The organism is Thermus sp., from assembly GCF_056332225.1.
In genome coordinates, this window is the sequence record NZ_JBWGQW010000002.1 from 25,487 (window position 1) to 52,003 (window position 26,517).

Annotated in this window: 25 protein-coding genes; 17 read left to right on the forward strand and 8 right to left on the reverse strand. The window is 69.8% G+C overall.

The window, feature by feature from the left end:
- Window positions 1-39: 39 nt before the first annotated feature.
- Genes AC01Y6_RS00815 through AC01Y6_RS00825 form a run of 3 tightly spaced genes read left to right on the forward strand, consistent with a single transcriptional unit; the run spans window position 40 to window position 3,750 of the window.
- Entirely contained in the window at window positions 40-2,514 is a 2,475-nt protein-coding gene (locus AC01Y6_RS00815; RefSeq protein WP_476669810.1) for a CBS domain-containing protein, read from the forward strand.
- Complete coding sequence (locus tag AC01Y6_RS00820) at window positions 2,489-3,094, forward strand: zinc metalloprotease (RefSeq protein ID WP_476669812.1); 606 nt, start codon at window positions 2,489-2,491, stop codon at window positions 3,092-3,094. Before AC01Y6_RS00815 ends, AC01Y6_RS00820 begins: the two co-directional genes overlap by 26 nt.
- Complete coding sequence (locus AC01Y6_RS00825) at window positions 3,091-3,750, forward strand: site-2 protease family protein (RefSeq protein ID WP_476669813.1); 660 nt, start codon at window positions 3,091-3,093, stop codon at window positions 3,748-3,750. The genes AC01Y6_RS00820 and AC01Y6_RS00825 overlap by 4 nt, the downstream gene beginning before the upstream one ends.
- Before the next feature lie 83 nt (window positions 3,751-3,833).
- Here AC01Y6_RS00825 and nfo read toward each other — a convergent pair whose 3' ends face one another.
- Genes nfo through ileS form a run of 4 tightly spaced genes read right to left on the reverse strand, consistent with a single transcriptional unit; the run spans window position 3,834 to window position 9,339 of the window.
- Window positions 3,834-4,646, reverse strand: a complete 813-nt coding sequence (gene nfo, locus AC01Y6_RS00830) for an endonuclease IV (protein WP_476669815.1) — start codon at window positions 4,644-4,646, stop codon at window positions 3,834-3,836.
- Window positions 4,647-4,648: 2 nt separating this feature from the next.
- Complete coding sequence (locus tag AC01Y6_RS00835; RefSeq protein WP_347242010.1) at window positions 4,649-5,134, reverse strand: septal ring lytic transglycosylase RlpA family protein; 486 nt, start codon at window positions 5,132-5,134, stop codon at window positions 4,649-4,651.
- Window positions 5,135-6,163 carry a M24 family metallopeptidase gene (locus AC01Y6_RS00840; protein WP_476669816.1) on the reverse strand — a complete coding sequence of 343 codons (1,029 nt, stop codon included), beginning with the start codon at window positions 6,161-6,163 and terminating at the stop codon, window positions 5,135-5,137. It lies immediately after the preceding gene.
- Between the two features lie 44 nt (window positions 6,164-6,207).
- Window positions 6,208-9,339 carry an isoleucine--tRNA ligase gene (gene ileS, locus AC01Y6_RS00845; protein ID WP_476669818.1) on the reverse strand — a complete coding sequence of 1,044 codons (3,132 nt, stop codon included), beginning with the start codon at window positions 9,337-9,339 and terminating at the stop codon, window positions 6,208-6,210.
- A 404-nt stretch (window positions 9,340-9,743) separates the two neighbouring features.
- Here ileS and fsa point away from each other — a divergent pair, with 404 nt between their 5' ends.
- The 7 genes from fsa to AC01Y6_RS00880 all read left to right on the forward strand — a co-directional run bounded on the left by fsa (window position 9,744) and on the right by AC01Y6_RS00880 (window position 16,686).
- Window positions 9,744-10,415 carry a fructose-6-phosphate aldolase gene (fsa, locus tag AC01Y6_RS00850; RefSeq protein WP_428719994.1) on the forward strand — a complete coding sequence of 224 codons (672 nt, stop codon included), beginning with the start codon at window positions 9,744-9,746 and terminating at the stop codon, window positions 10,413-10,415.
- Window positions 10,412-11,692: a transcription termination factor Rho gene (rho, locus tag AC01Y6_RS00855; RefSeq protein ID WP_347242014.1), complete on the forward strand. Its 1,281-nt coding sequence runs from the start codon at window positions 10,412-10,414 to the stop codon at window positions 11,690-11,692. Before fsa ends, rho begins: the two co-directional genes overlap by 4 nt.
- Before the next feature lie 89 nt (window positions 11,693-11,781).
- On the forward strand, window positions 11,782-12,969 hold the full coding sequence (locus AC01Y6_RS00860; protein WP_476669820.1) for a peptidoglycan DD-metalloendopeptidase family protein: 1,188 nt from the start codon (window positions 11,782-11,784) through the stop codon (window positions 12,967-12,969).
- An 83-nt stretch (window positions 12,970-13,052) separates the two neighbouring features.
- On the forward strand, window positions 13,053-13,934 hold the full coding sequence (gene pdxS / locus AC01Y6_RS00865; RefSeq protein WP_476669821.1) for a pyridoxal 5'-phosphate synthase lyase subunit PdxS: 882 nt from the start codon (window positions 13,053-13,055) through the stop codon (window positions 13,932-13,934).
- A 76-nt stretch (window positions 13,935-14,010) separates the two neighbouring features.
- On the forward strand, window positions 14,011-14,670 hold the full coding sequence (locus AC01Y6_RS00870) for a DUF4397 domain-containing protein (protein ID WP_428715607.1): 660 nt from the start codon (window positions 14,011-14,013) through the stop codon (window positions 14,668-14,670).
- Window positions 14,657-15,409: a methyltransferase domain-containing protein gene (locus tag AC01Y6_RS00875; RefSeq protein WP_476669823.1), complete on the forward strand. Its 753-nt coding sequence runs from the start codon at window positions 14,657-14,659 to the stop codon at window positions 15,407-15,409. The genes AC01Y6_RS00870 and AC01Y6_RS00875 overlap by 14 nt, the downstream gene beginning before the upstream one ends.
- A gap of 5 nt (window positions 15,410-15,414) precedes the next feature.
- On the forward strand, window positions 15,415-16,686 hold the full coding sequence (locus tag AC01Y6_RS00880) for an alpha/beta fold hydrolase (protein WP_476669824.1): 1,272 nt from the start codon (window positions 15,415-15,417) through the stop codon (window positions 16,684-16,686).
- Here AC01Y6_RS00880 and AC01Y6_RS00885 read toward each other — a convergent pair.
- The gene (locus AC01Y6_RS00885) at window positions 16,601-18,004 is read right to left on the reverse strand and encodes a phytoene desaturase family protein (RefSeq protein WP_476669825.1); all 1,404 of its coding nucleotides are present in this window, start codon (window positions 18,002-18,004) and stop codon (window positions 16,601-16,603) included. The two genes, AC01Y6_RS00880 and AC01Y6_RS00885, sit on opposite strands and share 86 nt — an antisense overlap.
- Before the next feature lie 96 nt (window positions 18,005-18,100).
- Here AC01Y6_RS00885 and AC01Y6_RS00890 point away from each other — a divergent pair, with 96 nt between their 5' ends.
- Complete coding sequence (locus tag AC01Y6_RS00890) at window positions 18,101-19,546, forward strand: SDR family oxidoreductase (RefSeq protein WP_476669827.1); 1,446 nt, start codon at window positions 18,101-18,103, stop codon at window positions 19,544-19,546.
- Here the strand turns inward: AC01Y6_RS00890 and AC01Y6_RS00895 are convergent.
- Complete coding sequence (locus AC01Y6_RS00895) at window positions 19,491-20,231, reverse strand: beta-carotene 15,15'-dioxygenase, Brp/Blh family (protein ID WP_428715612.1); 741 nt, start codon at window positions 20,229-20,231, stop codon at window positions 19,491-19,493. The two genes, AC01Y6_RS00890 and AC01Y6_RS00895, sit on opposite strands and share 56 nt — an antisense overlap.
- Before the next feature lie 155 nt (window positions 20,232-20,386).
- Here AC01Y6_RS00895 and AC01Y6_RS00900 point away from each other — a divergent pair, with 155 nt between their 5' ends.
- The 6 genes from AC01Y6_RS00900 to pdxT all read left to right on the forward strand — a co-directional run bounded on the left by AC01Y6_RS00900 (window position 20,387) and on the right by pdxT (window position 24,343).
- Window positions 20,387-21,169, forward strand: a complete 783-nt coding sequence (locus AC01Y6_RS00900; protein ID WP_428715613.1) for a bacteriorhodopsin — start codon at window positions 20,387-20,389, stop codon at window positions 21,167-21,169.
- Between the two features lie 78 nt (window positions 21,170-21,247).
- Complete coding sequence (locus AC01Y6_RS00905) at window positions 21,248-21,871, forward strand: SDR family NAD(P)-dependent oxidoreductase (protein WP_347242059.1); 624 nt, start codon at window positions 21,248-21,250, stop codon at window positions 21,869-21,871.
- Entirely contained in the window at window positions 21,872-22,399 is a 528-nt protein-coding gene (locus tag AC01Y6_RS00910) for a flavin reductase family protein (RefSeq protein ID WP_428720002.1), read from the forward strand.
- A complete protein-coding gene (locus AC01Y6_RS00915) occupies window positions 22,396-22,911 on the forward strand; it encodes a YceI family protein (RefSeq protein ID WP_347242021.1) in 516 nt (171 codons plus the stop codon). Before AC01Y6_RS00910 ends, AC01Y6_RS00915 begins: the two co-directional genes overlap by 4 nt.
- A complete protein-coding gene (gene uvsE, locus AC01Y6_RS00920; protein ID WP_476669830.1) occupies window positions 22,908-23,744 on the forward strand; it encodes a UV DNA damage repair endonuclease UvsE in 837 nt (278 codons plus the stop codon). Before AC01Y6_RS00915 ends, uvsE begins: the two co-directional genes overlap by 4 nt.
- Before the next feature lie 23 nt (window positions 23,745-23,767).
- On the forward strand, window positions 23,768-24,343 hold the full coding sequence (pdxT, locus tag AC01Y6_RS00925; protein WP_347242023.1) for a pyridoxal 5'-phosphate synthase glutaminase subunit PdxT: 576 nt from the start codon (window positions 23,768-23,770) through the stop codon (window positions 24,341-24,343).
- 172 nt (window positions 24,344-24,515) lie between these two features.
- Here the strand turns inward: pdxT and asnS are convergent, their stop codons facing one another.
- Together asnS and AC01Y6_RS00935 are read right to left on the reverse strand one after the other, a co-directional pair.
- The gene (gene asnS, locus AC01Y6_RS00930) at window positions 24,516-25,832 is read right to left on the reverse strand and encodes an asparagine--tRNA ligase (RefSeq protein WP_476669831.1); all 1,317 of its coding nucleotides are present in this window, start codon (window positions 25,830-25,832) and stop codon (window positions 24,516-24,518) included.
- Between the two features lie 12 nt (window positions 25,833-25,844).
- On the reverse strand, window positions 25,845-26,517 hold a 673-nt coding region (locus AC01Y6_RS00935), incomplete at its 5' end, for an HAD hydrolase family protein (RefSeq protein ID WP_476669832.1).

Consider the following 26,517-nt stretch of genomic DNA (forward strand, 5'->3'; position numbering starts at 1 on the left):
TAGCAAGGGGGCTTCCTTCCGTCAAGTAAGCTAAAAACCGTGCGGGTGGTGGTGGCCCACGAGAACCTGGACTTTGACGCCCTGGGCTCCATGGTGCTGGCGGGGAAGCTTTTCCCGGGGAGCCTCCTTGCCCTGGTGGGGGGCCTCGAGGGTCCGCTTAAGGAGATCGCGCCCCTTTTGGAGGACCGCTTGGACCTCGTCCCCGCCTCGGAGATCCCCCTGGACAGGGTTTCCGAGGTGATCCTGGTGGACAACGCCCGCCCCGAGCGCATCGGGCCCTTCAAGGCCCTGGTGGGCCGGGTGCCCTTCCTCGTCTTTGACCACCACCCGAGGACCCCCGGGGACGTGCCCGCCGTGGGGGGAAAGGTGGCGGCGGTGGGGGCCACGGTGAGCCTGCTCCTTCCCCTCCTCAGGGAGCGGGGCCTCGCCCTCACCCCCTTGGAGGCCACCCTGGCCTACGCCGGGGTTTGGGAGGACACCGGGGGGTTCAGCTTCCCCTCCACCACCCCCTTGGACCTCGAGGCCGCCCACCACCTGGTCCTCATGGGCGCGGAGGTCCCCCGGGTCAGGGACTGGGTGCGTCCCCACCTGGGGGAGGAGGCCCGGGGTGTCCTCAAGGAGCTCCTCAAGACCGCCCGGGTGGTGGAGGTGGAGGGCTTCCGCCTTCTCCTGGCCCGGGCTAGGGAGGAGGGGTACGTGCCCGCCCTGGCCCCCCTGGCCCATACCCTTCTGGACCTGTACGAGGCGGACGGGGTGCTCTTGGCGCTCCGGCTGGGCAGGGAGGTCCTCCTCATCGCCCGGAGCAAGGCGCGCCTGGACGTGGCCCGCTGGCTCGCCCAGGTGGGGGGCGGGGGGCATCCCCGGGCGGCCTTCGCCCGGGTAAGGGGGGCGCGGAGCGCCTTGCGGAGGCTTCTTTCTAACCTCTCCCTCTTCCTTACCCCCGAGCCCACCTTGGGAGAAGCCATGACCTCCCCGGTGGAAACCCTTTTCCCCACCACGGTGGGGGAGGCCCTGCGCAGGCTGGAAGAACGGGGCTACGGGGCTATGCCCGTGGTGGTGCCCCTGGAGGGGGGCGGGGTGCGGGTTTTGGGGCTCGCCCGGCGGCGGGACCTGAGGAAGGCGGAGCGCCTGGGCCTGGTCCACCACCCGGTGGAAGGGTTTTTGGCCCGAGCGGTGGTCCTCCCCCCGGATACCCCGCTTTCCCAGGTGGAGCCCCGGCTGAAGGAGGGGGGAGGCCGGGTCCTGGTGGGGGAGGCGGTGGGGGAGGGGTGGCGGCTCCTCGGCATCTTCACCCGTACGGACCTCTACCGCAAGCGGCCAAGCCCCGAGCCAAGCCTGGGGGAGAGGATCCTCGAGGCCCTTCCCGAAGGGGCGAGGCGGGTGGTCCTGGCCCTGAAGGAGGCTTTCCCCCAGGGGGTGTACCTGGTGGGCGGGGCGGTGCGGGACGCCCTGCTTTCCCGCTCGGGGCCGGACCTGGACCTGGTGCTGGAGCCGGGGGTGCGGGTGGGGGAGGTGGCCCGCTTTTTGGCGGAGCGCTTCGGGGGAAGCTACGCCCTCCACTACGCCTTCGGCACCGGGCGGGTGCGCCTTCCCTTCGGTCTTTCCGTGGACCTGGCGGAAAGCCGGGAGGAGGTCTACCCCTACCCCGGGGCCCTGCCGGAGGTACGCCCGGCTCCCATCGCCAAGGACCTGGAAAGGCGGGACTACACGGTGAACGCCATGGCCCTTTCCCTTTCCACCCTGGAGCTTCTGGACCCCTACGGGGGTCTTAAGGACCTGGAGGCCCGCCTCCTAAGGCCCCTCCATCCCCTTTCCTTTGTAGAGGACCCGAGCCGCATCGTCCGGGGGGCCCGCCTGGCGGCCCGGCTCGCCTTCCGCTTCGCCGAGGAAGCCTTGCGCATCCTTCCTCCCGCCCTCCTGCCCGAGGTGCTGCGCACGGCCAGCAAGAGCCGCCTCCGGGACGAGCTCCTGCTGACCCTCGAGGAGGACACCTTCTACGAGGCCCTGGCCCTTCTGGAGGAAATGGGGGCCCTGAGGCCCCTCTACGGCCTCTCCCTTCCCGAAAAGGCCCCCTTCGCCCGCCTGCGCCTTCCCGAGGACGCCCTGGAAAGGACCTGGGTGGAGGCCAGGCTTCTGCTCCTCCTCTTCTTCCAGGAAGCTCCTCTGGCCAGGGCCCAGGCCCTCGCGGTGCCCAAGCGCCTCCAGGAGGACCTGGCCCTCCTCCTCCAGGCGAAGAGGGGAGAGGAGGTTTCCAGGGAAGCCCTGGACAAGGAGCCTTTGCGAAGCGTTTTTCTGGCCCTTTTTCCCGAGCGGGAGGCTTGGCTTAGGGAAAAGCGGCGGGTCCTCCGGGGGCGGGACCTCTTGGAGATGGGCCTTGCCCCGGGTCCCAAGGTGGGGGAGGTCCTGAGAAGGGTGGCCGAGGCCCGGGCGCGGGGGGAGGTGCGCACCTTTGAGGAGGAGCTGGCCCTAGCCCGTAGACTGGTGGACGATGGGACTGTTCCCCCTGCTCCGTGACCCTCCGGTCTTCCTCCTCTCCTTCCTCCTCGGGGCCTTCGGGCTCGTGCTCCACAACCTGCTCCAGGCTTGGCTCGCCGACCGCTACGGGGAGCGGGCCCCGAGGTGGCAGGGCTTCCTCTCCCTGGACCCCAGGGTCCACCTCGAGCCCCTGGGCCTCCTCCTCCTGGTCCTCCTGGGCTTCGGCTGGCCCCGCCCCGTGCCCACCCGCCTGCCCGGGTCCAAGGGGTTCTGGGTGGCCCTCATGGGCCCCTTGGGCTTTTTCCTCGCCGCCTTCCTCTACGGCCTCCTGGCCCGCTTCCTGCCCTACCCCTTCGGCGAAGGGCTCTTCGTGGGCCAGCGCCTCATGCTCCTCCACGCCGCCATCTACCTCTTCCCCGTGCCCCCCTTGGACGGGGCCCGGGCCCTTTACGCCGTGGGGGGCCTCGAGGCCCGCCGCTTCCTGGACCAGCTCGCAGGTCTCGGGCCTCTCGGCTTCCTCCTGGTCTTCCTCGTCCTCTCCTACACCGGGGTCACGGGCTCGGTGGTGGAGGGGCTTGCGGGCCTCCTGCAGGCCCTCTACCGGGTCTTTGGCCTATGATCGCCCTCCTTGGGCAGGACCCCCTGGCCTTCGCCCTGGCCCTTTCCGCCCTCCTCTTCAGCCTCGCCCTGCACGAGTGGGGCCACGCCTACGCCGCCTTTCTCTTCGGGGACGACACCGCCCGCCGCCTGGGGCGCCTCAGCCTGAACCCCTTGCGCCACCTGGACCCCCTAGGTACCCTCCTCCTCATCCTCGCGGGGTTCGGCTGGGCCAGGCCGGTGCCCGTGAACCCCCTGGCCTTCCGCCGCTACCGCCTCGGGCTTTTCGTGGTGTCCGTGGCGGGCATCGCCATCAACCTGGCCCTGGCGGTCCTCCTCGCCCTCGCCGTGCGGGGGCTTTTGGCCTTGGACCCCTTTGGCGTGGTCCAGACCTTCCGGGGGGAGCTCCGTACCCCTACTGGGGTCTTGGCCCTGGGCCTCTTCTTCGCCAGCAGCCTCAACCTGGTCCTGGCGGTCTTCAACCTCCTGCCCATCCCCCCTCTGGACGGCTCCAAGATCCTCCAAAGCCTTCTTCCCCTTTCCTGGCAACCTTTCCTCTGGAGCCTGGAAAGGTACGCCTGGCTCTCCTTTCTCCTCATCCTCACCGTGCTTAGGGGGCCCATTCAGGAGGTCCTGGCCCTCGCCCGGAGGGCCTTCTTCGGCTTTTTTTTGGGCTAAGCGCCTGGCCTGAAGTGCCCGAGGTGGGGCTTTGGGAAAGCGCTTTTGGGGCCCCCACCGCGGCTTTTACCGCGGTGGGGCGCTTAACCCTCCCCAAGCCAGCCCCGGAGGACCTCGAGGTTCCAGGCGTCCTCCTCGGGGCTCCTCGGGGTTTCCAGGATGAAGACCCGCCCCCTCAGGCGGGGGTCCAGGAGGACCCCCTTGAGCCCTTCTCCGATCTCGCCCTGGAGGAGGTGGGCGTGGTGGTCTATGCGGCTTCCCAGGCCCCCCACGGAGTCGTTCAGGTGGACCACGGGCACCCGCTCCAGGCCCACGGTCCGGTCCAGCTCGGAAAGCACCTCCCTGGGGGCGTCCTTCACGGGGTACCCGGCGGCGAAGGCGTGGCAGGTGTCCAGGCAGACCCCCATGGGGGTTTCGGCGATGAGCCAGGCCAGCTCCTCAAAGCGGGCCCCCACCTTTTCCCCGCCCCCGGCGGTGTTTTCCAAAAGGAGTTTGGGGCGTTCCCTCACCTGGGCCAGGCGGAGGGCCTTAAGGGCGCCTTCCCTCACCCGCTCCGGGCTTCCCGAGCCCGGGTGGACCACCACGTACTCCACCCCGAGGAGGGCGGCCTTTTCCAGGTCGTCGGCGAGGCTCATGACGCTCTTTTCCCAAAGCTCCCCCTCCGCTCCCAGGTTCACCAGGTAGGAGGCGTGGATCACGGCGGGAAGCCCCCCGGCCGCCTCCCTTAGGGCGCGGAAGGCCTCCACTTCCCCGGGGGAGAGGGGGCGGGTCTTCCAGCCCCTCGGGCTTTTGGCGAAGATCTGGAAGGCGGAAAGGCCCAGGCGCAGGGCCTCCTCCACCGCGCCCGCCACCCCCTTCTTCCCGGCGATGGAGAGGTGAAAGCCGTAGCGGACCATCTCTAGTCCTCCACCTCCAGGCGCACGCGGGTGGCCGAGAGGGCGCCGATGGCCTTGGCGGCGGCGTAGGAGAGGTCAATGATGTACCTGCCTCCAAAGGGGCCCCGGTCGTTGATGCGCACCACCACGCTCTTGCCGTTTCTCAGGTTGGTCACCCGAACCCGGGTGCCGAAGGGCAAAGAGGGGTGGGCGGCGGTGAGGGCGTGCATGTCGTAGACCTCTCCGCTGGCCGTCCGCTTTCCGTGGAAACCGGGGCCGTACCAGACGGCGAGGCCCTCCTCCAGGAAGCGGCCAGGTTTCGGGGAAGGCCCTACCCGCAGGACCTGCCCCGGGTAGATGCGCTCCGAGGCGAGCCCGTTCAGGCGCATGAGCTCCCCTACGCTCAGGCCGTGGGCCTTGGCGATGCGGAAGAGGGTGTCCCCCTTCTTCACGGTGTAGGTCTGGGCCAGGGCCAGGAGGACAAAGGGCAGGAGAAAGGCGAGGCGCATTCACACCTCCCGGTCCCGGGGGAAGCGGGAGAGGAGCTCTGGGCCCTTCTCGGTGAGGAGCACGAGCTCCTCCAGCCGCACCCCGCCCAGCCCCGGGAGGTAGACCCCGGGCTCCACGGTGACCACCATGCCGGGCTCCAGGACCTCTTCGCTATAGGGGGAAAGGCCCGGCCCCTCGTGCACCGCAAGCCCCACCCCGTGGCCCAGGGAGTGGACGAAGTGGCGGTCCAGGCCGTACCCCTCCAGGACCTTGCGGGCCAGGGCGTCCACCTCCTTGGCCGGCTTCCCGGGGGCGAGGGCGGCGAGGGCGGCCTCGAGGGCCTCCCAAACCGCCCGGAACGCCCTCCTGAGCTCCCCCTCTACCCGCCCCAGGGCGAAGGTGCGGGTCATGTCCGAGTGGTACCCCTCCACCCTGGCCCCGAGGTCCAGGGTGACAAGCTCCCCCTCCAGGAGGCGCTTTTCCGAGGCCCGGGCGTGGGGGAGGGCGCCTCTTGCCCCGGAGGCCACGATGGGGGGGAAGGCCGGCTCGGCTCCCCGCCTCTTGAGGAAAAACTCTATCTCCAGGGCGATCTCCCGCTCTTCCACTCCGGGCCTGAGGAGGGGAAGGACATGGGCCAGGGCCTCCTCCGCCAGGGCCTGGGCCTTGCGGATCCTTTCCACCTCCTCCGGGGTCTTCCTGAGCCTAAGCCTCTCCACCACCCCCTTGGTGGGCACCCAATCGGCGGGGGAAAGCTCCCGGAGGCGCTCTAAGGCGGCGTAGGGGAGGTGCTCCGCCTCAAAGCCCACCCGGCCCCGGAGGTTCCGGTAAAGCTCTTCCCGCTCCTCGCGCCTAAGGACCTTGGCGGGGATGCGGCTTTCCCGTTCCGCCTCCGGGTAGCGGGGGTCGGTGAGGAGGAAGGCCCCCTCTTCCGTGACCAGGACCTGGGCGTCCTCGGGGTGGGGGAAGCCGGAGAGGTAGCGGACGTTCTCCGGCCGGGTGACGAGGAAGGCGTCCAGCGCCAGGGGCTCTAGAAGCTCTTGGGCGCGCACGGGGGCACTATACCCCGAGGCCGCTCCCCCGTAAAGCCGAAGCCCTACTCGGCCCTGGCCAGGTGGAAGACCGCCTTGCCCTCCTCGTCCTCGAGCCGGGCCTCAAATCCCCCGAAGAGGCCCTCCCCGAACGCCCGGGCCAGCACCTCGGAGGCGATCCAGTCCCCGTGGCGCTTGAGGGCCTGAAGGTAGGGGCCCTCCGCCTCGTAGCCCACCCGGATCCGGTCCGAGACCTTGAGGCCCATATCTTTACGGGCCTGCTGGAGGAGGCGGATGAGGTCCCGGGCGAGGCCCTCCAGGCGGAGATCTTCCGTGACCTCCACCTTGAGGGCGGCCACGTACCCGTCCTTCTCCAGGGCCTGGTAGCCCTCGGGGGCCTCGGCCTCGAGGAGGACCTCCTCGGGGAGGAGGGTGAGGGCCTCCCCCTGCACCTCTAAGGGGATGGCCTCGCCCTTGAGGGCTAGGGCCGCCGCCTGCGCCCTCTCCCTTTCCAGGGCCTCCCGGATCTTGGGGACGAGCTTGCCGTACTTCCTCCCCAGGAGCTTGAGGTTGGGGAGGACCCTGTAGGAGAGGATCTCCTCCCCCGGTTCCAGCACCCGCACCTCCTTGACGTTGAGCTCCTCGGCGATCTCGTGGGCGAATCGCTTTAACCCCTCCCGCTCCAAGGGGGTGGGGGCGGTGGCGAGGAGGAGGGGAAGGGGGGTTCGGGTCTTCACCCCGCTTTTCGCCCGGGCCGCGCGGGCCAGGTCCACCACCTTGAGCACCGCCCGCATCTCGGCCACCAGGGCCTCGTCCCGGAGGGCGGGGTCCACCTCGGGCCAGTCCGCGAGGTGGACGCTCTCCTCGGCCTCGGGCCGGACGCTCCGCACCAGGTTCTGCCACAGCACCTCGGCGAGGAAGGGGGTGAAGGGGGCCGAGAGCTTGGAAAGGAGGACCAGGGCCTCGTACAGGGTGGCGTAGGCCGACTCCCGGTCCAGGGCGTCCTCGTTCTTCCAGAAGCGGCGCCGGTTCCTGCGCACGTACCACTGGGAGAGGTCCTCCACCACGAAGTCCCTGAGGGCGCGGGCGCTCGTGGTGGGGTCGTAGGCCTCGAGGGCCTCCGTCACCCGCTGGATCAGGTCCTGCATCCTGGCGAGGAGCCAGCGGTCCATCTCGGGCCGGGCCTCGGGGGCGGGGGGGTTATTGAGGTCGGGCCGGTCCAGGTTGGCGTAGGTCACGAAGAAGCCGTAGACGTTCCAGAGGGTCAGGAAGTAGTCCCGCACCGTCTCCCGCACCAGGTTGGGCCCGAAGCGCCGGTCGGCCTCGGGAGGGGCGGAGACGTAGATGTACCACCTCAAGGCGTCCGCCCCGAACTCCCGGAGGATGTCCCAGGGGTCCACCACGTTCCCCTTGGACTTGGACATCTTCTGCCCCTTCTCGTCCAGGATGAGGCCGTGGCAGATCACGTTCTTGAAGGCGATGGAGCCGAAGAGCATCACCCCGAGCTGGTGGAGGGAGTTGAACCAGCCCCGGGTCTGGTCAATGCCCTCGGCGATGAAGTCCGCGGGGAAGCTTTCCCGGAACTCCTCCTCGTTTTCAAAGGGGTAGTGCAAGGAGGCGAAGGGCATGGCCCCCGAGTCGTACCAGACGTCAATCACGTAGGGCACCCGGCGCATGGTCCCGCCGCAGGCGCAGGCAAGCTCCACCCGGTCCACGTGGGGGCGGTGGGGGTCAAAGGGCTCGGGGAGAGGGGTTTTGGCCCTCGCCTTGAGCTCCTGGAAGCTCCCGATGGCCTCCTCCTTTCCGCAGACCTCGCAGACCCAGATGGGGAGGGGCGTCCCCCAGTAGCGGTTGCGGCTTAGGGCCCAGTCCACGAGGTTTTTTAGCCACTCCCCGTAGCGGCCCTCCTTGATGTGGGGCGGCACCCACCCGATCTCCTGGTTCTTGCGGATGAGCTCCTCCTTGAAGCGGGTGTTTTTGATGAACCAGGTCTCCGTGGCGTAGTACATGAGGGGGGTGGAGCACCGCCAGCAGTGGGGGTAGCTGTGAAGGTAGCTTTCCTCCTTGAAGAGGAGGCCCCGCGCCCTCAGGTCCTTGAGGATGGCCCGGTTGGCCTCGCGGAAGAAGAGGCCCTTAAAAGGCTCCACCAGGAGCTTCCCCTCCTCGTCCACCGTCTTCAGCATGGGAAGGCCGTAGGCCCTGGCGGTCTCCAGGTCCTCGGCGCCGAAGGCGGGGGCCTGGTGGACGACGCCCGTGCCGTCCTCCCGGCTCACGTACTCGGCCAGGACCACGAAGTACCCCTTCTCCAAGGGCTGGGGGTAGGGGGGGGTGTAGGAGTGGCCCTCCAGGGCCTTTCCGGGGAAGGTCTTGAGGACCGGGGCCTCCTCGCCCAGGAGCTTTCTCCCGAGGCCCTCCTCCAGAATCAGGGCCTCCTCCCCCACCTGGAAGGCGGCGTAGGTGTACTCCGGGTGCACCGCCGCGGCCACGTTCCCGGGCAGGGTCCAGGGGGTGGTGGTCCAAACGAGAAGGCTCGCCTTCGCCAGCCCGAGCTTCCCGGGCTCCTGGAGGGGGAGGCGCACGTAGACCGAGGGGTCGGTGATCTCCTTGTACCCCAGGGCGAGCTCGTGGGAGGAGAGGGGGGTGCCGCACCGGGGGCAGTAGGGCACCACCTTGTGGTCCCGGTAGAGGAGGCCCCGGTCAAAGAGGTGCTTCAGGCTCCACCAGATGCTCTCGATGTAGGAGGGCTGGAGGGTGGCGTAGGCCCGCTCCAGGTCCACCCAGTAGGCGATGCGCTCGGTGAAGGCCTCCCACTCCTTCTCGTAGGCGAAGACCGACTCGCGGCAGGCCTGGTTGAAGCGCTCGATGCCGTAGGCCTCAATCTCCTTTTTGCTTTTAAGCCCGAGCTTCTTCTCCACCTCCAGCTCCACGGGAAGCCCGTGGGTGTCCCAGCCCGCGCGCCTTGGCACGTAGTAGCCCCGCATGGTCTTGTAGCGGGGGAAGAGGTCCTTGTAGCTCCGGGCCTGGGCGTGGCCCACGTGGGGGAGGCCGTTGGCGGTGGGAGGGCCCTCGTAGACGGTGTAGCGGGGCCCGCCCTTGCGGTTTTCCACGCTCTTTTGGAAGATCCTTTCCCGCTTCCAGAAGGCCAGGATTTCTTCTTCCAGCCTGGGAAAGTTGGGCTCGCCGACCTCCTTGAACATCTCCCACCTCCTAGCAAAACGCCCGCGCCCGAAGGCGCGGACGAAAGCGTGCGCTTCCGCGGTACCACCGCGCTTCCTGGGGTGGCCCCCAGGCCCTCTTTGGGGCGCTATGACGGGCGCCGCCCGGCGGGCATTACTCGGGGCTTGGCCCTTTCCTCCCGCGGCTCCGGGGTGATCTTCCCGCCTGCCCTCACCGCCGGGCTCCCACCCTCCCCGGCTCGCTTGGGGCTTTTGGGCAGGGGTACTCTCCCCATCCTCGCCTTTACAACCTGTGCCCCCTGGGGTAGAATCCCCCGTTGGCGGCTAAGGCCATGCTAGCAGGCTTTCCCCTCCCTTGACAACCGCCCCTTTAGGTCTGCTAGACTCAGGCTAAGCCGATCCCTTCCCGGCAAAAGGAGCCCAGCATGGAGCTTTACCTGGACACAGCTAACTTGGAAGAGATACGGGAGATCGCCGGTTGGGGGGTGCTCTCCGGGGTCACCACCAACCCCACCCTGGTGGCCAAGGAGTTCGCCGCGAGAGGAGAGAGGCTTACCAGCGAGGGGTTTGTCCACCATCTTCGGGCGATTTGCGAGCTTGTGGGGGGGCCGGTCTCCGCGGAGGTGACGGCCCTCGAGGCCGAGGCCATGGTGGCCGAGGGGAGGCGCCTTGCGGCGATCCACCCCCACATCGTGGTCAAGCTTCCCACCACCGAGGAGGGCCTCAAGGCCTGCAAGCGGCTTTCCGCCGAGGGGATTCGGGTCAACATGACCCTCATCTTCTCCGCCAACCAGGCCCTCCTCGCCGCCCGGGCCGGGGCGGCTTACGTGAGCCCCTTCCTCGGCCGGGTGGACGACATCTCCTGGGACGGGGGGGAGCTTCTCCGGGAGATCGTGGAAATGCTCCAGGTGCAGGACCTCCCGGTGCGGGTCATCGCCGCCTCCATCCGCCACCCCCGGCACGTCACCGAGGCCGCCCTCCTGGGGGCGGACATCGCCACCATGCCCCACGCCGTGTTTAAACAACTTCTCAAGCACCCCCTCACGGACATCGGCCTCAAGCGGTTTATGGAGGATTGGGAAAGGGTCAAGCCATGAAGCGGAAAGCGGAAATCCAAGAAGCCCCTCTTTCCTACCAGGAGCTTTCGGCCAAGATCCTGCCCGAGCTGCACCTCCTGGCCCAGGAGGCGGGCATTGAAGGCTACAAGCGCATGAAGAAGGACCAGCTCATCATGGCCCTCCTGGAGCGCCAGACCCAGGGGGAGGGCCTACAGCTGGTCAAGGGCTATCTGGAGATCAGCCCGGACGGGTACGGCTTCTTGACCGAAAGCCTTTTTAACCTGGAGTCCCGGGTGGCCATCGTTTCCGCCGGGCTCATCCGCCAGTACGCCCTAAGGAGCGGCGACTACATCGTGGGCCGGGCCCGCCCCCCCCGGGAGAACGAGCGCTACGCCACCCTCTTCAAGGTGGAGGCGGTGAACGACCTGGACCCCGAGACCGCCAAGAACCGCCCCCGTTTTGACGAGCTCATTCCCCAGTTCCCCGACCGGCAGATCCGGTTGGAGACCACCCCGGACGAGCTCTCCACCCGGGTCATCGACCTCCTCGCCCCCATCGGCCGGGGCCAGCGCGGCCTCATCGTGGCCCCGCCCAAGGCGGGGAAGACCACCCTCCTCAAGAAGATCGCCAACGCCGTCCTCAAGAACGAGCCCGACATCAAGGTCATCGTCCTCCTCATCGACGAGCGCCCCGAGGAGGTCACGGACTTTCGGGAAAGCGTCCAGGGGGCCGAGGTCATCGCCAGCACCTTTGACGAGCCTCCCCAGAACCACATCCGGGTGGCGGAGTTCGTCCACGAGCGGGCGAAGCGCATCGTGGAGGAGGGCGGGCACGCCATGATCCTCCTGGACTCCATCACCCGCCTGGCCCGGGCCAACAACCTGGTAACCCCGCCCACGGGGCGCACCCTCTCCGGGGGGCTGGACTCGGCGGCCCTCTACTTCCCCAAGCGCTTCCTGGGGGCGGCCCGCAACATCCGGGGCGGCGGGAGCCTCACCATCCTCGCCACCGCCCTGGTGGAGACGGGTAGCCGCATGGACGACGTGATCTTTGAGGAGTTCAAGGGGACGGGCAACATGGAGCTCCACCTCTCCCGCCGCCTGGAGGAGCGGCGCATCTTCCCGGCCATAGACATCCTGAAGTCCGGCACCAGGCGGGAGGAGCTTCTTCTCGGGGAGGAGGTGGTGCACAAGATGTGGCTCCTCCGCAAGGTCCTGGCGGACATGGACCCGGCGGAGGCCATGGAGATGCTCCTCTCCCGCCTGGCCCGCACCAAGAGCAACAAGGAGTTCCTCGCCTCCCTGGCGGCCCGCTAAAGCCTCTTCCGGCCCCTCCCTTGCCAGGGTGCGGGGAGGGGCTGGTATAATCCCCGGGGAGTTTAGGCGTTGCCCTTTGGAGGTGTCTGTTGCGGGGATTGGGAATCCTTTGCCTATTATGTTCTGGCCTGGCCCTGGCCAAACTGCCTATCCTTAGCCCCCTGCCCCTTCCCGAGGCCACCCTCGAGGTGGGCCCCCCGGTGCGCAAGGGCTGGGTGCTCTACCACGTGAAGCCGGGGGACACCCTGGCGGGAATCGCCGCCCGCTTCGGCGTGGACCCCAGGCACATCCAGTGGTCCAGCGGCCTTAAGGACGACCGCCTTCAGGTGGGCCAGAAGCTCCGCATCCCCCTGGTGGTCGAGGAGGCGCGGGAGCCCCGCCTTCCCCCGGGGGTGGAGGCCTACCGGGTGCGTCCGGGGGACACCCTGGCTTCCCTGGCCCAGCGCTACGGGCTATCTCCCCTGGACCTGGTTTCGGCGAACCCTTCCCTGGAGAGCCTGGACCGGCTGGTGGCGGGGAGCGTGATCTACATCCCCAAAGGGGCCAAGGGGCTTCTCGTGGCCCTGCCGGAGGGGGAGACCCTGGTGGACCTGGCCGCCCGCTTCGGCCTCTCCCCGCTGGCGGTGGCCCGGGCCAACGGGGTCAAGGACCCCACGGAGCTTAAGGCCGGGGACCTAGTCCTCCTCCCCGGGATCCAGGCCAAGACCACCTACCAGCGCCTCCTCGCCAAGCAGGAGGAGGAGCGAAGGGCCCGCCTCGAGGCCGAGAGGCGCCGCCAGGAAGAGCTCAGGCGCCTCGCCGAGGAGAGGCGGCGGCAGGAGGCCCTGCGCCAGGCCCAGAGGCGCCAGGTCCAAGCCCAGCCCTCCCGCCCCCAGGTCCGCCGGGTGAGCTACCAAGAGGGGGGCATGCGCTGGCCCCTTTCGGACTTCCGCATCACCACCTACTTCGGCCAGAGGGGAGCTTTCCAGCGCTTCCACACCGGGATAGACCTCGCCGCCCCCTACGGCACCCCCATCGTGGCCGCCAAGGCTGGCCAGGTGGAGGTGGCGGGCTGGAGCGCTTTCGGCTACGGCTTCCACGTGGTCCTGGACCACGGGGGCGGGGTGGAGACCCTTTACGCCCACATGTCCCGCATCGCCGTGCGCCCCGAGGAGTGGGTGGAGGCGGGGCAGGTGATCGGCTACGTGGGCTCCACGGGCTGGTCTACGGGCCCCCACCTCCACTTTGAGGTGCGGGTGGACGGGGTGCCCCAGAATCCCCTTTCCTACCTGCCCTAGCGCCTGGGGCCCAAGGCGCCTGGAGGTTTGTGCCCCAGGTCCCTTGACCCGGGGGAGGGTAAGCTAGGAGGATGGAGGGCGGGATGGAAAAGGGCACCTTCCAGATCAAGACGGGCTTTGCCGAGATGTTCAAGGGCGGGGTGATCATGGACGTGACCACCCCGGAGCAGGCGGTGATCGCCGAGGAGGCGGGGGCGGTGGCGGTGATGGCCCTGGAAAGGGTGCCCGCCGACATCCGGGCGCAGGGCGGGGTAGCCCGGATGTCCGACCCCAAGCGGATCAAGGAGATCATGGCGGCGGTGTCCATCCCGGTGATGGCCAAGGTGAGGATCGGCCACTTCGTGGAGGCCATGATCCTCGAGGCCCTCGGGGTGGACTTCATCGACGAGTCCGAGGTCCTCACCCCCGCCGACGAGGAGCACCACATCGACAAGTGGAAGTTCAAGGTGCCCTTCGTCTGTGGGGCGAGGAACCTGGGGGAGGCCCTGAGGCGGATCGCCGAGGGGGCGGCCATGATCCGCACTAAGGGAGAGGCGGGCACGGGCAACGTGGTGGAGGCGGTGCGCCACGCCCGCACCATGTGGAAGGAGATCCGCTACGTCCAGTCCCTCAGGGAGGACGAGCTCATGGCCTACGCCAAGGGGATCGGGGCGCCCTTTGAGCTCGTGAAGTGGGTCCACGAGCACGGCCGCCTTCCCGTGGTGAACTTCGCCGCTGGCGGCATCGCCACCCCCGCCGACGCCGCCCTCATGATGCACCTGGGCATGGACGGGGTCTTCGTGGGAAGCGGCATCTTCAAGTCCGGGGACCCCAGGAAAAGGGCCCGGGCCATCGTGCGGGCCGTGGCCCACTACAACGACCCCGAGGTGCTGGCCGAGGTCAGCGAGGACCTGGGCGAGCCCATGGTGGGCATCAACCTGGACCAGCTCAAGGAGGAGGAAAGGCTTGCCAAGCGGGGCTGGTAAACCAAGAGGGGTCTTTGTGGCCTGGGCCAAGGTGCCCCCTCCTTCCCGGCCTTACCCTCTACCTTGGAGGTAAGGCATGAAAAGGCTTCTCGGTTTGCTGGTCCTGGCGGGCGCTCTCGCCCTGGCCCAGGGGGCCATGGTGCGGGTGGCCCACCTCTCCCCCGACGCCCCGGCGGTGGACGTCCTGGTGAACGGGCAGAAGGCCATCACCGGCCTGGCCTTCAAGCAGGTTACCCCCTACATCCCCCTTCCCGCCGCCAAGGTGAGGGTGCAGGTGGTGCCCTCAGGGCAGATGTCTCCCGTGGTGATAGACGCCGAGCTGGACCTCAAGGAGGGGGTCTATTACACCGTGGCCGCCACGGGCTTCCTGGCCCAGATCCAGCCCAAGGTCTACACGGACCCCCTTGCGGGCTTCTTCCCCCGGGCGGGCTACGCCCGAATCCGGGTGGTCCACGCCTCCCCCGACGCCCCGGCGGTGGACGTGGCGGTGAAGGGCGGGCCGGTGCTCTTCGCCGGGCTTCCCTTCCCCCAGGCCAGCCCCTACCTCTCCGTGCCCGCGGGAACCTACGACCTCGAGGTCCGGGCGGCGGGCACCTCCACCGTGGCCCTGGCCCTTCCCGGGGTCACCCTGGAAAGCGGCAAGATGTACACCGTTTTCGCGGTGGGGAGCCTCAAGGCAGGCACCCTGACCGTGGTCCCGGTGGTGGACGCCACCGTCCTCGGTGGGAGCCGCTAAGGTCCCCAAGCCCCCCTTCCCGGGGCCTCCCGGGGAGGGGGTTCCCTCTTGGCTCCTTCCCCTCCTCGCCTGCCCCTTCTGCCGAGGACCCCTCCTCGGGGAGGGGTGCTCCCGGTGCGGCCGGGTTTTCCCCAGGAAGGGGGGCTTTTTGGACCTCCGGGCCTTCCGGGAAAGGCCCCTCCTCGGCCTCCTCAACCGCTTTCCCCCCGTGGCCAGAGGCTACGACCTCTGGCGCGCCCGGTCCACGGGCCTCCTCTCCGGGGGGCGCCTGGACCTCGCCGGGGAGCTCGCCCTCCTCCGGGAGTGGCTTCTTCCCACGGGAGGGCCCTTTCTGGACGTGGGCACCGGGACCGGCGTCTACCGGGAGGCCCTGGGGGAGGGGATGGTGGGGGTGGACCCTTCCCCGGCCTTCCTCGAGGTGGCCCAAAGGCGCCGCCCGGGGGCCTACCTCCTCGCCCACGGGGAAAGGCTTCCCTTCCGGGAGGGGGCCTTCTCGGGCGTGGCCATCGGGCCCACCTGGAACGAGTTTTTGGACCCCGTGGCGGCGGCCCGGGAGGCGAGGCGGGTTCTTGGGCCCGAAGGGCGGCTTTTCGGCCTCCTCCTTTTGGGGCCAGGAGGCCCTTGGGGGCTTTTCCGCCCCACGCCGGAGGCCCTCCTCCGCCTCCTGGAGGGGGCGGGGTTCCGGGGGGAGGTCCGGAGGCTGGGCCGGCTCGGCCTCGTCCTCGCCGAGGTAAGGTGAGGGGCGTGAAGCGGTTCTTGGCTTTCTCCGCCGCCTTTCTCCTGGCCCTCGGCCAGGAGTACCGGGCCCTCCCCGGGACGGATACGGGGAGGCCGGACCTGGACCATAGCTACGCCCTGGTCTACCCCGCAGAGAGGCCCAAGGCCGTTCTCCTCCTGGTGCCGGGGCTTCTTGGGGGGAGCACCAACTTCTCCCTGTTGGCCGAGCACCTTAGGGCCAGGGCCCCGGGCCTCGAGGTCTGGGCCTGGGAGCGGCGGGCGAACGGCCTGGAGGACCGCTTGGGCTTCCTCCGGGAGGACCCCGTGGCCTACTACCGCGCCCTCGCCCTCCCCGACCTCGCCCCCTTGAGGGGGTGGGGCCTGGAGGTGCACCTCAAGGACCTGGACCTGGCGGTGGAGGCGGCAAGGGCCCGGGCCCCCGTGGTCCTCGCGGGCCACTCCCTGGGGGCGGCCCTTGCGGGGCTCTACGCCCTCCTCCACGGGGAAAAGCTTTCCGGGCTCGTCCTCCTGGACGGGGCCCCGGGGGTGGTGCCCTTATCGGAGGAGGCCTTTTATGAAGGGGCGGACCTTCCCTTCGGGCGGCTTGTGGGCTACCGGGCCTTCCTCCGGGGGGAGGGAAGCCCTACCCTGGACTGGCCTGGGCTTGGCCCCAAGGAGCTCGCCCTGGCCGAGGCCGAGGCCTTCCTCGCGGCGAAAAGGCCCGAGGAGACCCTCCCCTTCGGCCCCTACCGGGCCACCCGGGAGGCCCTGGCCCTCCTCAGGGTGGACGACGACTACAGCCTCTTCCCCGTCTTCGGCGTGAGCGCGGGGCGGGCCTGGGCCAGGGAGGGCCTGAGCCTCCTCGGCCTCCTCCAGGGGAGGCTCGTCCTCACCGTGCGGGGGCCAAGGGCGGGCCCCATCGCCTGGCGGGACACGGGGGAGGCCACGGACCCAAGGGCCTTCCTGAGGGCCTTCGCCCTCCCCGAGACGGGCTTTTCCGAGTGGTACTTTCCCTACCGCCTCCTCCTGGAGGTGGGGGGGTACCCCCACGTCCTCCCGGGCCTCAAGCCCCGGGCCCTCCCTTACCCCCTCCTCGCCCTGGGGGCCGGGCGGGGCCTCTACCCGAAGGCGGAAGGCTTCCCTCTGGGGGAGCTCTTCCCCGGGACCCGGGCGGAGGTCCAGGTCCTCCCCGGCCTCACCCACCTGGACCTCCTCACGGAAAGGGAGGGAAGGACGGCCAGGCTTCTCCTTCGCTACGTGCAAGGCCTAGGGCTTCTAGGGCCAAGCGGGCCGCCCTGAGGCCGGAGAGGGCCGCGGCGGGGACGCTCTGCCCCGGGAAGACCCCTTCCCCCACCCGGAAGACGTTGGGGAAGGGCCGCACCCGGGGGAAGCGGAAGGGGTGGGTCTGGGGGAACCCCCCCACCCAGGCCCGCCCGGCGAAGCGGGCGTAGGTCCTGGGGGTGCCGAAGAGGAGGAACTCCGCCTCCCTTAGCCCGGGGAGGAGGGCCTCCCCCAGGCTCAGGGCCATCTCTCCCCACCGGGCCTTGAGCGCCCTGTACTCCTCCCGGGAAAGCCCCTCCCAGAGGGCGAGGGGGGTGTGGAGGCTTAGGGCGAAGGCCGTCTTCTCCCCCTCGGGGCGCAAGGAGAGGAAGGCGAAGGGCTTTTCCCTGGCGTTTTGCCGGAAGTAGGGGGGAGGGGCCCTAAAGGGCAGGACCCCGTGGACCACGAAGGCCCCCCAGGCGTCCTTGGGGGCCCTAAGGGGAAGGCCGAGGAGGGGGGCGAGGGGGACGTCCAGGACGAAGAGGTCGGCCTCCACCACCTCCCTTTCCCCCCGCCTTCTTCCCCCGTAGGCCACCTCCACGGCCAAGGCCCGCCCCTTCCCTAGAAGGAGCCTCTCGGCCCGGGCCTTGTAGCGCACGGGGAGGCCCTCCGCCAGGGCCTCCGCCACCCGCCCCACGCCCCCCGGCACCAGGGCGGGGCCCATGTGGGGGAGGTCCAGGGCCAGGGCGGCGTAGAGGGCGTAGGTGCGCTTCGCCTCCGCTTGGCTTGCGATGAGGAGCTGGGCGTCCAGGAAGCGGAGGAAGTGGGGGTTCTGGGAGGCTCGGTGGACCGCCTTCAAGAAGAGGTCGGGAAGGAGGGGAAGGAGCGAGGGAAGGAGGGCGAGGAGGCGGGGAAGCTCCTCCCTTTCCGGGGGCCAGGGGAGGCGGGGGGCGAGGGCGAGGAGGGCCTTTGCCCTGGCCTCCTGCCACGCCCAGAAGGGGAGGACCCGGGGCCCGAAGAAGTCCCGCTGGGCCTCCCGCTCCGCCTCCCGACCCACGGGGCGCACCACCTCCCCCCGGGGTAGGTGGACCGCCATGAGGGGGAAGCCCTCAGGGAGGGGCTCCACGGGGAAGCGCACCCCCAGGGCCTCCGCCACGAGGGCCATGGGGCCTCCTGGGGCGAAGCCGGAAAGCAGGGTGGCCCCGGCGTCCAGGCGGAAGCCCCGGTGGTAGAAGCTCCCGGCGAGGCCCCCCGGGTAGGTGTGGGCCTCGAGGACCAAGACCTCGAGGCCCGCCCGCCTTAGGGCCCTGGCCGCCACCAGCCCGCCGATGCCCGCCCCCACCACCAAGGCCCGCACGGGGCTTAGGGTAGCCCCGAGGTTCGGGAAAGACCTTGGCCTGGGCCATGGTCCCCCGCCACCTTTTCCCAAAAGGCCCCCCGGTATGCTTGGGGCGTGCGGGTCCTGGTCACGGGGGCCACGGGCTACGTGGGGGGGAGGCTCGTCCCCAGGCTTCTGGAGAGGGGCCACCAGGTGCGGGTCCTGGTGCGGGACGAGACCCGCCTCCTGGGGCGCCCCTGGGCGGGGCGGGTGGAGGTGGTGCGGGGGAGCCTCGAGGACGAGGGGGCCCTCAGGCGGGCCCTGGAGGGGGTGGAGGCCGCCTACTACCTGGTCCACGCCATGCTCTCGGAGAGGGCCTTCCAGGAGGCGGAGCGCCGCCAGGCGGAGGCCTTCGCCCGGGTGGCCCGCGAGGCGGGTCTTTCGCACCTGGTCTACCTCGGAGGGCTCCTGCCCAAGGAGGGCGGGCCCTCCCCCCATCTGAGGAGCCGGGCCCAGGTGGGGGAGATCCTGAGGGCAAACCTCCCCGCCACGGAGTTCCGGGCGGGGCCCGTGATCGGCTCGGGGTCCGCCAGCTTTGAGATGATCCGCTACCTCACGGAGCGCCTTCCCCTCATGGTGGCCCCCCGCTGGGTGCTGAACCCGGTTTCCCCCATCGCCATCCGCGACGTGCTGGCCTACCTGGTCCTGGCCCTGGAGAGGGGGCCTTCCGGCGTGGTGGAGATCGGCACGGAGCCCCTCTCCTTCAAGGCCATGATGGAGACCTACGCCGAGGTCCGGGGGCTTAAGCGGGTCATCCTCCCCGTCCCCGTGCTTGCCCCAAGGCTCGCCGCCCTCTGGGTGGGCCTGGTGACCCCCATCCCCAACCGGCTCGCCCTGCCCCTGGTGGAGGGGATCCTCCACCCCCTGGTGGCGGACACCGCCCGGGCCAGGGCCCTTTTCCCCGAGGTCCTTCCCATCCCCTACCGCAAGGCGGTGGAGCTCGCCCTGGAGAGGATCGCCCTGGGGGAGGTGGAGACCCGCTGGTCCGGGGCGCTTTATGGCGGGGGCTTCCGCCTCGAGGACCGGGAGGGGCTCATCCGCGAGGTCCGCGTCCTCCGCGCCAAGGCCCCCCCCGAGGCCCTCTTCCGGAGCTTCTCCTCCTTGGGGGGCGAAAGGGGCTGGCTCGCCTGGAACTGGGCCTGGGCCCTGAGGGGGCTATTAGACCGCCTCCTCGGGGGGCCGGGCCTGAGGCGGGGAAGGCGCCACCCCACCGAGCTCCTCCCCGGGGAGGCGGTGGACTTCTGGCGGGTGGAGGCGGTAGAGCCTCCCCGGCTCCTCCGCCTGCGGGCGGAGATGCGCCTGCCCGGGCGGGCCTGGCTGGAGTGGGAGGCCCGGGAGGAGGAAGGGGGAAGCCTCCTCGTCCAGACCGCCTACTTTGAGCCCAAGGGCCTCACGGGCTTCCTCTACTGGTGGGCCCTTTACCCCATCCACCGGCGCATCTTCAGCGACCTGGCCCGGGCCATCGTCATCGAGGCCGAAGCCCAAGCCAAAGCTCCACCACGAGGAGGTGGGGCGGGGTGAGGGCGAAGACCGCGCCCATGTAGGCGGCGAGGGGGTCCATGGTCCGGGGGTAGAGGAGGAGGGCGAGGCCCAGCCCTCCCAGGGTGCCCCCGTACACCCAAAGCCACTCCCGCCCCCGCACCCCGACGAGCCGGAGGCTTTTCAGGCTGTGCTCCAGGAGGAAGTAGCCCGCCAAGGCGGCGTAAGGGTGGGCCAGGAGGGCGAGGAGGAAGAGGCCGAGGGTGTCTCCCCACGCTCGGAGGGGGTGCTTCTCCCTAAGGGCGAGGAGGAGAAGGAGGGAAAGCACCAGGGCGGCCAAGCCGGGAGGAGGGGCGAACCCCCCGGCGAAGGCCCGGAGGAAGGGCTCTATGGCCTCCCGGTGGCACAGGAGGGGCAGGAGGAGGACGAGCGCCGCCCGGAGGTACCCGAGGGCTCCCCGCTCCTCCAGCCTGCCCCAGTGGAAGAGGGCCAGGGCCAGAAAGAGGAGGAGGGCCAGAGGAGGAGAGAGGAGGAACACCCCCAGCGCCAGGCCTGCCAGGAAGAGGTAAAGCCCAACGAAGGGGACGAGGGGAAGGCCAAGCCTCCTCGCCAGCACCAGGTCCGCCGCGCCGTGCGGCAGGCCTAGGACCAGGGCGGAGAGCAGGAGGAGCCCTAAGGCCCAGGTCTCGGGGAGGAGGGCCAGGGGGAGGAGGTAGAAAGAGGCCATGCCTCCAGTCTGTGCCGACGGCCCCGGCGGCTTTGGAGCGGGATGTACACTTTTTGACCAAGTGTTGTTTAGGTAAAGGTTACCCCCGGCCCTCCGCGCTTTAATGGCCCTTGTGCCCACCCTAGGCGGGCCGCTGAAGAAGGAGGTTATGGGTTATGCGGATGCTTCCGGAACTGAGCTTTGGCGGGTACTGGCTGGTCTTCAACATGCTCTCCCTGACCATCGCCGGGATGTTCGCCGCCTTCGTCTTCTTCCTCCTGGCGCGGAGCTACGTGGCCCCCAGGTACCACATCGCCCTTTACCTCTCCGCCCTGATCGTCTTCATCGCCGGCTATCACTACCTGCGTATCTTTGAGAGCTGGGTGGGGGCCTACCAGCTGCAAGGAGGGGTCTACGTGCCCACGGGAAAGCCCTTCAACGACTTCTACCGCTACGCCGACTGGCTCCTCACCGTACCCCTTCTCCTCCTGGAGCTGATCCTGGTGCTGGGCCTCTCCCCGGCCCGCACCTGGAACCTGGGGGTCAAGCTGGTGGTGGCCTCCGTGCTCATGCTCGGCCTCGGGTACGTGGGGGAGGTCAATACCGAGCCCGGTCCGCGGACGCTTTGGGGAGCCTTGTCCTCGGTGCCCTTCTTCTACATCCTTTACGTCCTCTGGGTGGAGCTCGGCCAGGCTATCCGGGAAACCCGCTTCGGTGCCCGGGTCCTGGAGCTCCTCACCGCCACCCGCTACGTGCTCCTCATGTCCTGGGGCTTCTACCCCATCGCCTACGCCCTGGGCACCTGGCTTCCCGGCGGGGCCGCCCAGGAAGTGGCCATCCAGCTTGGGTACAGCCTGGCCGACCTCATCGCCAAGCCCGTCTACGGTCTCCTCATCTTCGCCATCGCCCGGGCGAAGAGCCTCGAGGAGGGCTTCGGGGAGGAGGTCAAGGCCGCCTGAACGCCTGGAGGCGGTCCGCCTGGGGCTTTTCTCCCTGCCCTACAAACCGCGGCCGCCCCAGGCCCTAGCCTGAAGGCCATGCGCGTCCTCATCGCCGGAGCCACGGGGGGCCTGGGCGGCGCCTTCGCCCGGGCCCTGAAAGGGCATGACCTCCTCCTCGTGGGGCGGCGTGCCCAGGCCCTTGGGGACCTCGCCCGGGAGGTGGGAGGGAAGGCCCTCCCCGCCGACCTCACGGACGAGCTGGAGGTGCGGGCCCTCCTGGAGGAAGCGGGGCCTCTGGACCTCCTCCTCCACGCGGTGGGCTGGGCGGCCAGGGCCAGGGTGCGGGAGGTGGGCCGGGACCTGTTGGAGGGGATGCTCGCCGCCCACTTCCTCACCGCCGCCCTCCTCCTCAAGCACGCCCGCTGGCAGCGGGGGGCGAGGGGGGTCTTCTTCGGAGCCTACCCCGCCTACGTGCGCGTTCCCGGCTTCGCCGCCTACGCCGCGGCCAAGGGGGCCCTCGAGGCCTACCTCGAGGCCGCCCGGAAGGAGCTCGCCCGGGAGGGGGTGCGCCTCGTCCTGGTGCGGCTTCCCGCCGTGGCCACGGGCCTTTGGACGCCCCTCGGGGGCCCCCCTAAGGAGGCCCTCTCCCCGGAGGAGGCGGCCCGAAAGGTTCTGGAGGGGCTCCTCGAGGAGCCTCCCCCGGAGCTTCTGGAGGTCTAGGTGTACCGGGCCTACTTCTACCCCATGCGCCTCGCCCTCCTCGCCGTGGGGCGGAACTTCATGCCCATGGCCTGGTGGACGCCCGCCTCCAAGGAGCCCTTCCGCTTCCTCCTCGCCGTGGACCGCAAGAACCACACCCTAAGCCTCCTCCGGGAGCTTTCCGAGGCGGCCCTTTGCTTTCTCCCCTGGGAGGAGCGGGCCTGGGTGGTGCGGGCGGGCTACCTCACGGGAAGAAGGGTCCCGAAGGCGGAAAGGCTCGGGGTGGCCCTGCGCCCTGCCCGGAAGCTCGCCCACACCCAGGTGCCCGAGGGGGCCCTCGCCGTCTACGAGATGCGCGTGTCCGAGTGGCCCTGGGACGGGGACCACGCCCTTTTTGTGGGGGAGGTGGTCCACGTGGAGGGCTCCTCGGAGGCCAAGGAGCGCCCCATCCTCTTCCTGGGCTTCCGCGACTTCGCCACCTTGGGGGAGCGCTGGAGGTTTCGCCCCGGGGGCGCCAAGGCCCCCCTTCGGAAAAGGGAGGAACCATGAGAACACTCCTTCTTTTGGCGAGCCTTCTCCTTCTCGCCCAGGCCCAGGCCCCCTACGCCGTGGAGGGGGTGGCCCGCTACCGGGGCTACTACACCCTTGGGAGCTGGGAGGGGGTGAACCCCACGGCCCGGGGAGAGGTGCTTTGGGACGGGCTGGAGAGGGCCTCGGGGAAGGTCTGCCTGAAGCAGGCCGCCTGGGACTCGGGCAACGCCGAGCGGGACAGGAAGGCCCTGGAGATCCTGAAGGCCGGGGAGCACCCCGAGGCCTGCCTCTACCCCAAGCGGGCCTACCGGGAAGGCCCCAGGTTCGTGGTGGAGGGGGAGCTGGAGATGGCGGGGAAGCGGCTTCCCGTGCGGGTCCTGGGGGAGCTTCGCGAGGCCTCCGGGGGCCTCCGCTTTGTGGGAGGCTTCACCACCCGCTTCTCCCAGTGGGGCCTGGAGCGGCCGAGGTTTCTCTTCCTCGAGGTCCGGGACGAGGTGGAGGTCTTCCTCGAGGCCGCCCTGAGAAGATGATCCGCCTGGGCTACCCCTGCGAGAACCTCACCCTGGGGGCCACCACCAACCGCACCCTGCGCCTCGCCCACCTCACCGAGGAGAGGGTGCGGGAGAAGGTGGCGGAAAACCTCCGGGACCTGGAGAGGATCCTCGGCTTCAACGCCGGCCACGGCTTCGCCCTCTTCCGCCTCGGCCAGCACCTCATCCCCTTCGCCTCCCACCCCCTCTTCCCCTACGACTGGGAGGGGGCCCACAAGGAGGAGCTCGCCCGCCTCGGGGCCCTGGCCCGCGCCCTCGGCCAGCGGCTTTCCATGCACCCTGGGCCCTACGTGAACCCGGGAAGCCAAGACCCCAAGGTGGTGGAGCGCTCCCTCGCCGAGCTCCGCTACTCGGCCCGGGTGCTCGCCCTCCTCGGGGCCGAGGAGGGGGTCTTGGTGCTCCACCTGGGCGGGGCCTACGGGGAGAGGGAAAGGGCCCTCCACCGCTTCGTGGAGAACCTCAGGGGGGAAAAGGAGGTCTTGAGGTTCTTGGCCCTGGAGAACGACGAGAGGCTCTGGAATGTGGAAGAGGTCCTGGAAGCGGCGGAGGCCCTGGGGGTGCCGGTGGTGGTGGACACCCTCCACCACGCCCTAAACCCCGGGAGGCTTTCCCTGGCGGAGGCCCTTCGCCTGGCCTTTCCCACCTGGCGGGGCCGGCCCAAGGTGCACCTTTCCAGCCAGGACCCCGCGAAGCGCCCCGGGGCCCACGCCTTCCTCGTGGCCAAGGGGGACTGGGAGAGGCTCCTTTCTGCCCTCCCAAGCCCCGCCGACGTCATGCTGGAGGCCAAGGGCAAGGAGAAGGCCCGGCCTTGACAGCAAGGGCCCCAGGGACGAGGATGGGGGGCGTGGTCGGCGTGCTGGCGCTACAGGGGGATTTCCGCGAGCACAAGGAGGCCCTTAGGCGGCTTGGGGTGGAGGCCAAGGAGGTGCGGAAGGTGGGGGACCTCGAGGGCCTTAAGGCCCTCATCGTCCCGGGAGGCGAGTCCACCACCATCGGCAAGCTCGCCCGGGAGTACGGCCTGGAGGAGGCGGTGCGCAGGCGGGTGGAGGAGGGCAGCTTGGCCCTCTTCGGCACCTGCGCCGGGGCCATCTGGCTCGCCCGGGAGATCCTGGGCTACCCGGACCAGCCCCGCCTCGGGGTCCTGGACGCCGCCGTGGAGCGGAACGCCTTCGGGCGGCAGGTGGAAAGCTTTGAGGAGGACCTGGAGGTGGAGGGCCTCGGCCCCTTCCACGGGGTCTTCATCCGGGCCCCCGTCTTCCGCAGGCTGGGGGAAGGGGTGGAGGTCCTGGCGAGGCTTGGGGACCTCCCCGTCCTGGTGCGCCAGGGGAAGGTCCTCGCCAGCAGCTTCCACCCCGAGCTCACCCAGGACCCCCGCCTCCACCGCTATTTCCTGGAGCTCGCCGGCGTTTAATACCACCCCATGCTGGCTTGCGCCAGCATGGGGGCCCCGGTAAAAACGATCCCGCAAAGCCTCCACGCCTGGCCTTGGACGAAGGGTTCACGCCAAAGGGGTATAAGTGCCCCCCAAAAGGGCCTTCTGGGTTCGGGCATCGTCCCTTGGGGCAAAACCGCGGGGCGGGCGTTTAGGGCCGCATCCTCGTGTACATCCTCGGGAAGGGGATGGCCTCCCGCACGTGGGCAAGGCCGCAGATCCAGGCCACGGTGCGCTCCAGGCCGAGGCCGAACCCCGAGTGGGGCACGCTCCCGAAACGGCGGAGGTCCAGGTACCACCCGTAGACCTCCTCGGGGAGGCCGAACTCCCGGATCTTGCGCTTGAGAAGCTCCAGGTCGTGGATCCTCTGGCTCCCCCCGATGATCTCCCCGTAGCCCTCGGGGGCGAGAAGGTCGTCGTTCAGGACGAGCTCGGGGTCTTCGGGGTCCGGCTCCATGTAGAAGGCCTTGATGCGGGCGGGGTAGCGCTCCACGAAGACGGGCCGGTCAAACTGGCGGCTTAGGGCGGCCTCGTGGGGGGCCCCGAAGTCTTCCCCGTAGGGGAGAGGGGGGACCTCGGGGTCCTCTTGGGCGAGGCGGTTTACCCGGGCCACGGCCTCCTTGTAGGTGAGGCGGGGGTAGTTCCCTTCCGCGGCGGGCTCCAGGGCCTTGGGGTCCCGCCCGAGCATCTCAAGCTCCTGGGAGCGCCTCTCCAGCACCCGGGCCACGAGGAAGCTCACGAGCTCCTCCTGGAGGGCCATGTTCTCCTCGTGGGTCATGAAGGCCACCTCGGGCTCCACCATCCAAAACTCCAGGAGGTGGCGCCGGGTCTTGGAGCGCTCCGCCCGGAAGGTGGGGCCGAAGGTGTAGACCTTGGCGAAGGCCAGGGCCCCGGCCTCGGCGTAAAGCTGGCCCGACTGGGAGAGGTAGGCCTTCTCCCCGTCAAAGAGGTCCACCTCAAAGAGGTCGGTGGTGCCCTCCACGGCGCTCGGGGTGAGGATGGGGGCGTCAAAGCGGAGGAAGCCCCTCTGCCCGAAGAACTCGTGGATGGCCCTTTCCAGCTCGTCCCGGATGCGCATCACGGCGAAGGGGCGGCGGTGGCGGAGCCAGAGGTGGCGGTGGTCCATGAGGAAGTCAATGCCGTGCTCCTTGGGGCCGATGGGGTACTCCCCCTGGGGGCGGCTCACCACCTCGAGGTCCCGCACGGCGAGCTCCACCCCGCCTGGGGCCCTCCTGTCCTCCCGCACCAGACCCCGCACCTTTAGGGCGGTCTCCTGGGGAAGGTGGTCCGCTTCCCGGAAGACCGCCTCCGCCACCTCCCCCTGGACCACCGTGGCCTGGAGGAAGCCGGTGCCGTCCCGGAGGATGAGGAAGTGGATCTTGCCCTTAGAGCGCTTCTGGTAGACCCAGCCCCTTAGCTCCACCTCCTGGCCCAGGTGCCGGGCGATCTCCTCAATGAAGACCCGCATACCCCGCGTAGTCTACCCCAAGAGGTCCAAGGCCTCCGCCAGGCCGCAGGCTTCCACCGGGGCCACCACCCTCTTCGCCGCCCGCTTCACCTCCTCGGGGGCGTTCCCCATGGCGACGCCAAGCCCCACGGCCCGGATCAGCTCCAGGTCGTTCTCCCCGTCCCCCACCATGGCCGCCTCTTCCAGGGAAAGGCCGTAGGCCTCGGCCACGAACCGGGCGGCGCTGAGCTTGCCCACGCCCTCCTTGGTGAGGGAGACGAAGCGCACCCCGGGCATCTTGGGGCTTTCCGCCAGGTGGGCCTGAAGCCCCGAAGGGAGCCCCTCCAGAAGGGCCCCGAGGGGGGCTTCGGGCCCCGCCAGGACCTGGAGGCGCACCAGGGGGGAAGGAAGGCGGAGGAGGTCCGCCTCTTCCGCCCGGAGACCGAGGAGGGCCTGGTGCGCCTGGAGGAGGGGGCTATCCCCCTCCACGTAGAAGCCGCCCTCGGCGGTGTACCCCTCCAGGGGGAGGCCCAGCTTCCGGGCCAGGTGGACGGCCTCCTTGGCCTCCCTTTCCGGGAGGGCCTCCACCTTGAGGGGGGTGGCGGGAGGGGCGTGGACGTCCTGGGAAAGGGCCAGGACCACGGCCCCGGATTCAAAGACGTGGAGGCCCGAAGGGTCCAGCCTCCGGGCGTACCCCAGGGTCTCC

What these genes read in the sequence shown, in the direction of transcription:
- asnS (WP_476669831.1), bottom strand. Translation starts at nt 25,832, where the DNA reads ATGCGGGTCTTCATTGAGGAGATCGCCCGGCACCTGGGCCAGGAGGTG.
- AC01Y6_RS00905 (WP_347242059.1), top strand. Translation starts at nt 21,248, where the DNA reads ATGCGCGTCCTCATCGCCGGAGCCACGGGGGGCCTGGGCGGCGCCTTC.
- AC01Y6_RS00835 (WP_347242010.1), bottom strand. Translation starts at nt 5,134, where the DNA reads ATGCGCCTCGCCTTTCTCCTGCCCTTTGTCCTCCTGGCCCTGGCCCAG.
- AC01Y6_RS00820 (WP_476669812.1), top strand. Translation starts at nt 2,489, where the DNA reads ATGGGACTGTTCCCCCTGCTCCGTGACCCTCCGGTCTTCCTCCTCTCC.
- pdxS (WP_476669821.1), top strand. Translation starts at nt 13,053, where the DNA reads ATGGAAAAGGGCACCTTCCAGATCAAGACGGGCTTTGCCGAGATGTTC.
- AC01Y6_RS00870 (WP_428715607.1), top strand. Translation starts at nt 14,011, where the DNA reads ATGAAAAGGCTTCTCGGTTTGCTGGTCCTGGCGGGCGCTCTCGCCCTG.
- AC01Y6_RS00895 (WP_428715612.1), bottom strand. Translation starts at nt 20,231, where the DNA reads ATGGCCTCTTTCTACCTCCTCCCCCTGGCCCTCCTCCCCGAGACCTGG.
- uvsE (WP_476669830.1), top strand. Translation starts at nt 22,908, where the DNA reads ATGATCCGCCTGGGCTACCCCTGCGAGAACCTCACCCTGGGGGCCACC.
- rho (WP_347242014.1), top strand. Translation starts at nt 10,412, where the DNA reads ATGAAGCGGAAAGCGGAAATCCAAGAAGCCCCTCTTTCCTACCAGGAG.
- nfo (WP_476669815.1), bottom strand. Translation starts at nt 4,646, where the DNA reads ATGGTCCGCTACGGCTTTCACCTCTCCATCGCCGGGAAGAAGGGGGTG.
- AC01Y6_RS00915 (WP_347242021.1), top strand. Translation starts at nt 22,396, where the DNA reads ATGAGAACACTCCTTCTTTTGGCGAGCCTTCTCCTTCTCGCCCAGGCC.
- AC01Y6_RS00900 (WP_428715613.1), top strand. Translation starts at nt 20,387, where the DNA reads ATGCGGATGCTTCCGGAACTGAGCTTTGGCGGGTACTGGCTGGTCTTC.
- fsa (WP_428719994.1), top strand. Translation starts at nt 9,744, where the DNA reads ATGGAGCTTTACCTGGACACAGCTAACTTGGAAGAGATACGGGAGATC.
- AC01Y6_RS00825 (WP_476669813.1), top strand. Translation starts at nt 3,091, where the DNA reads ATGATCGCCCTCCTTGGGCAGGACCCCCTGGCCTTCGCCCTGGCCCTT.
- ileS (WP_476669818.1), bottom strand. Translation starts at nt 9,339, where the DNA reads ATGTTCAAGGAGGTCGGCGAGCCCAACTTTCCCAGGCTGGAAGAAGAA.
- pdxT (WP_347242023.1), top strand. Translation starts at nt 23,768, where the DNA reads ATGGGGGGCGTGGTCGGCGTGCTGGCGCTACAGGGGGATTTCCGCGAG.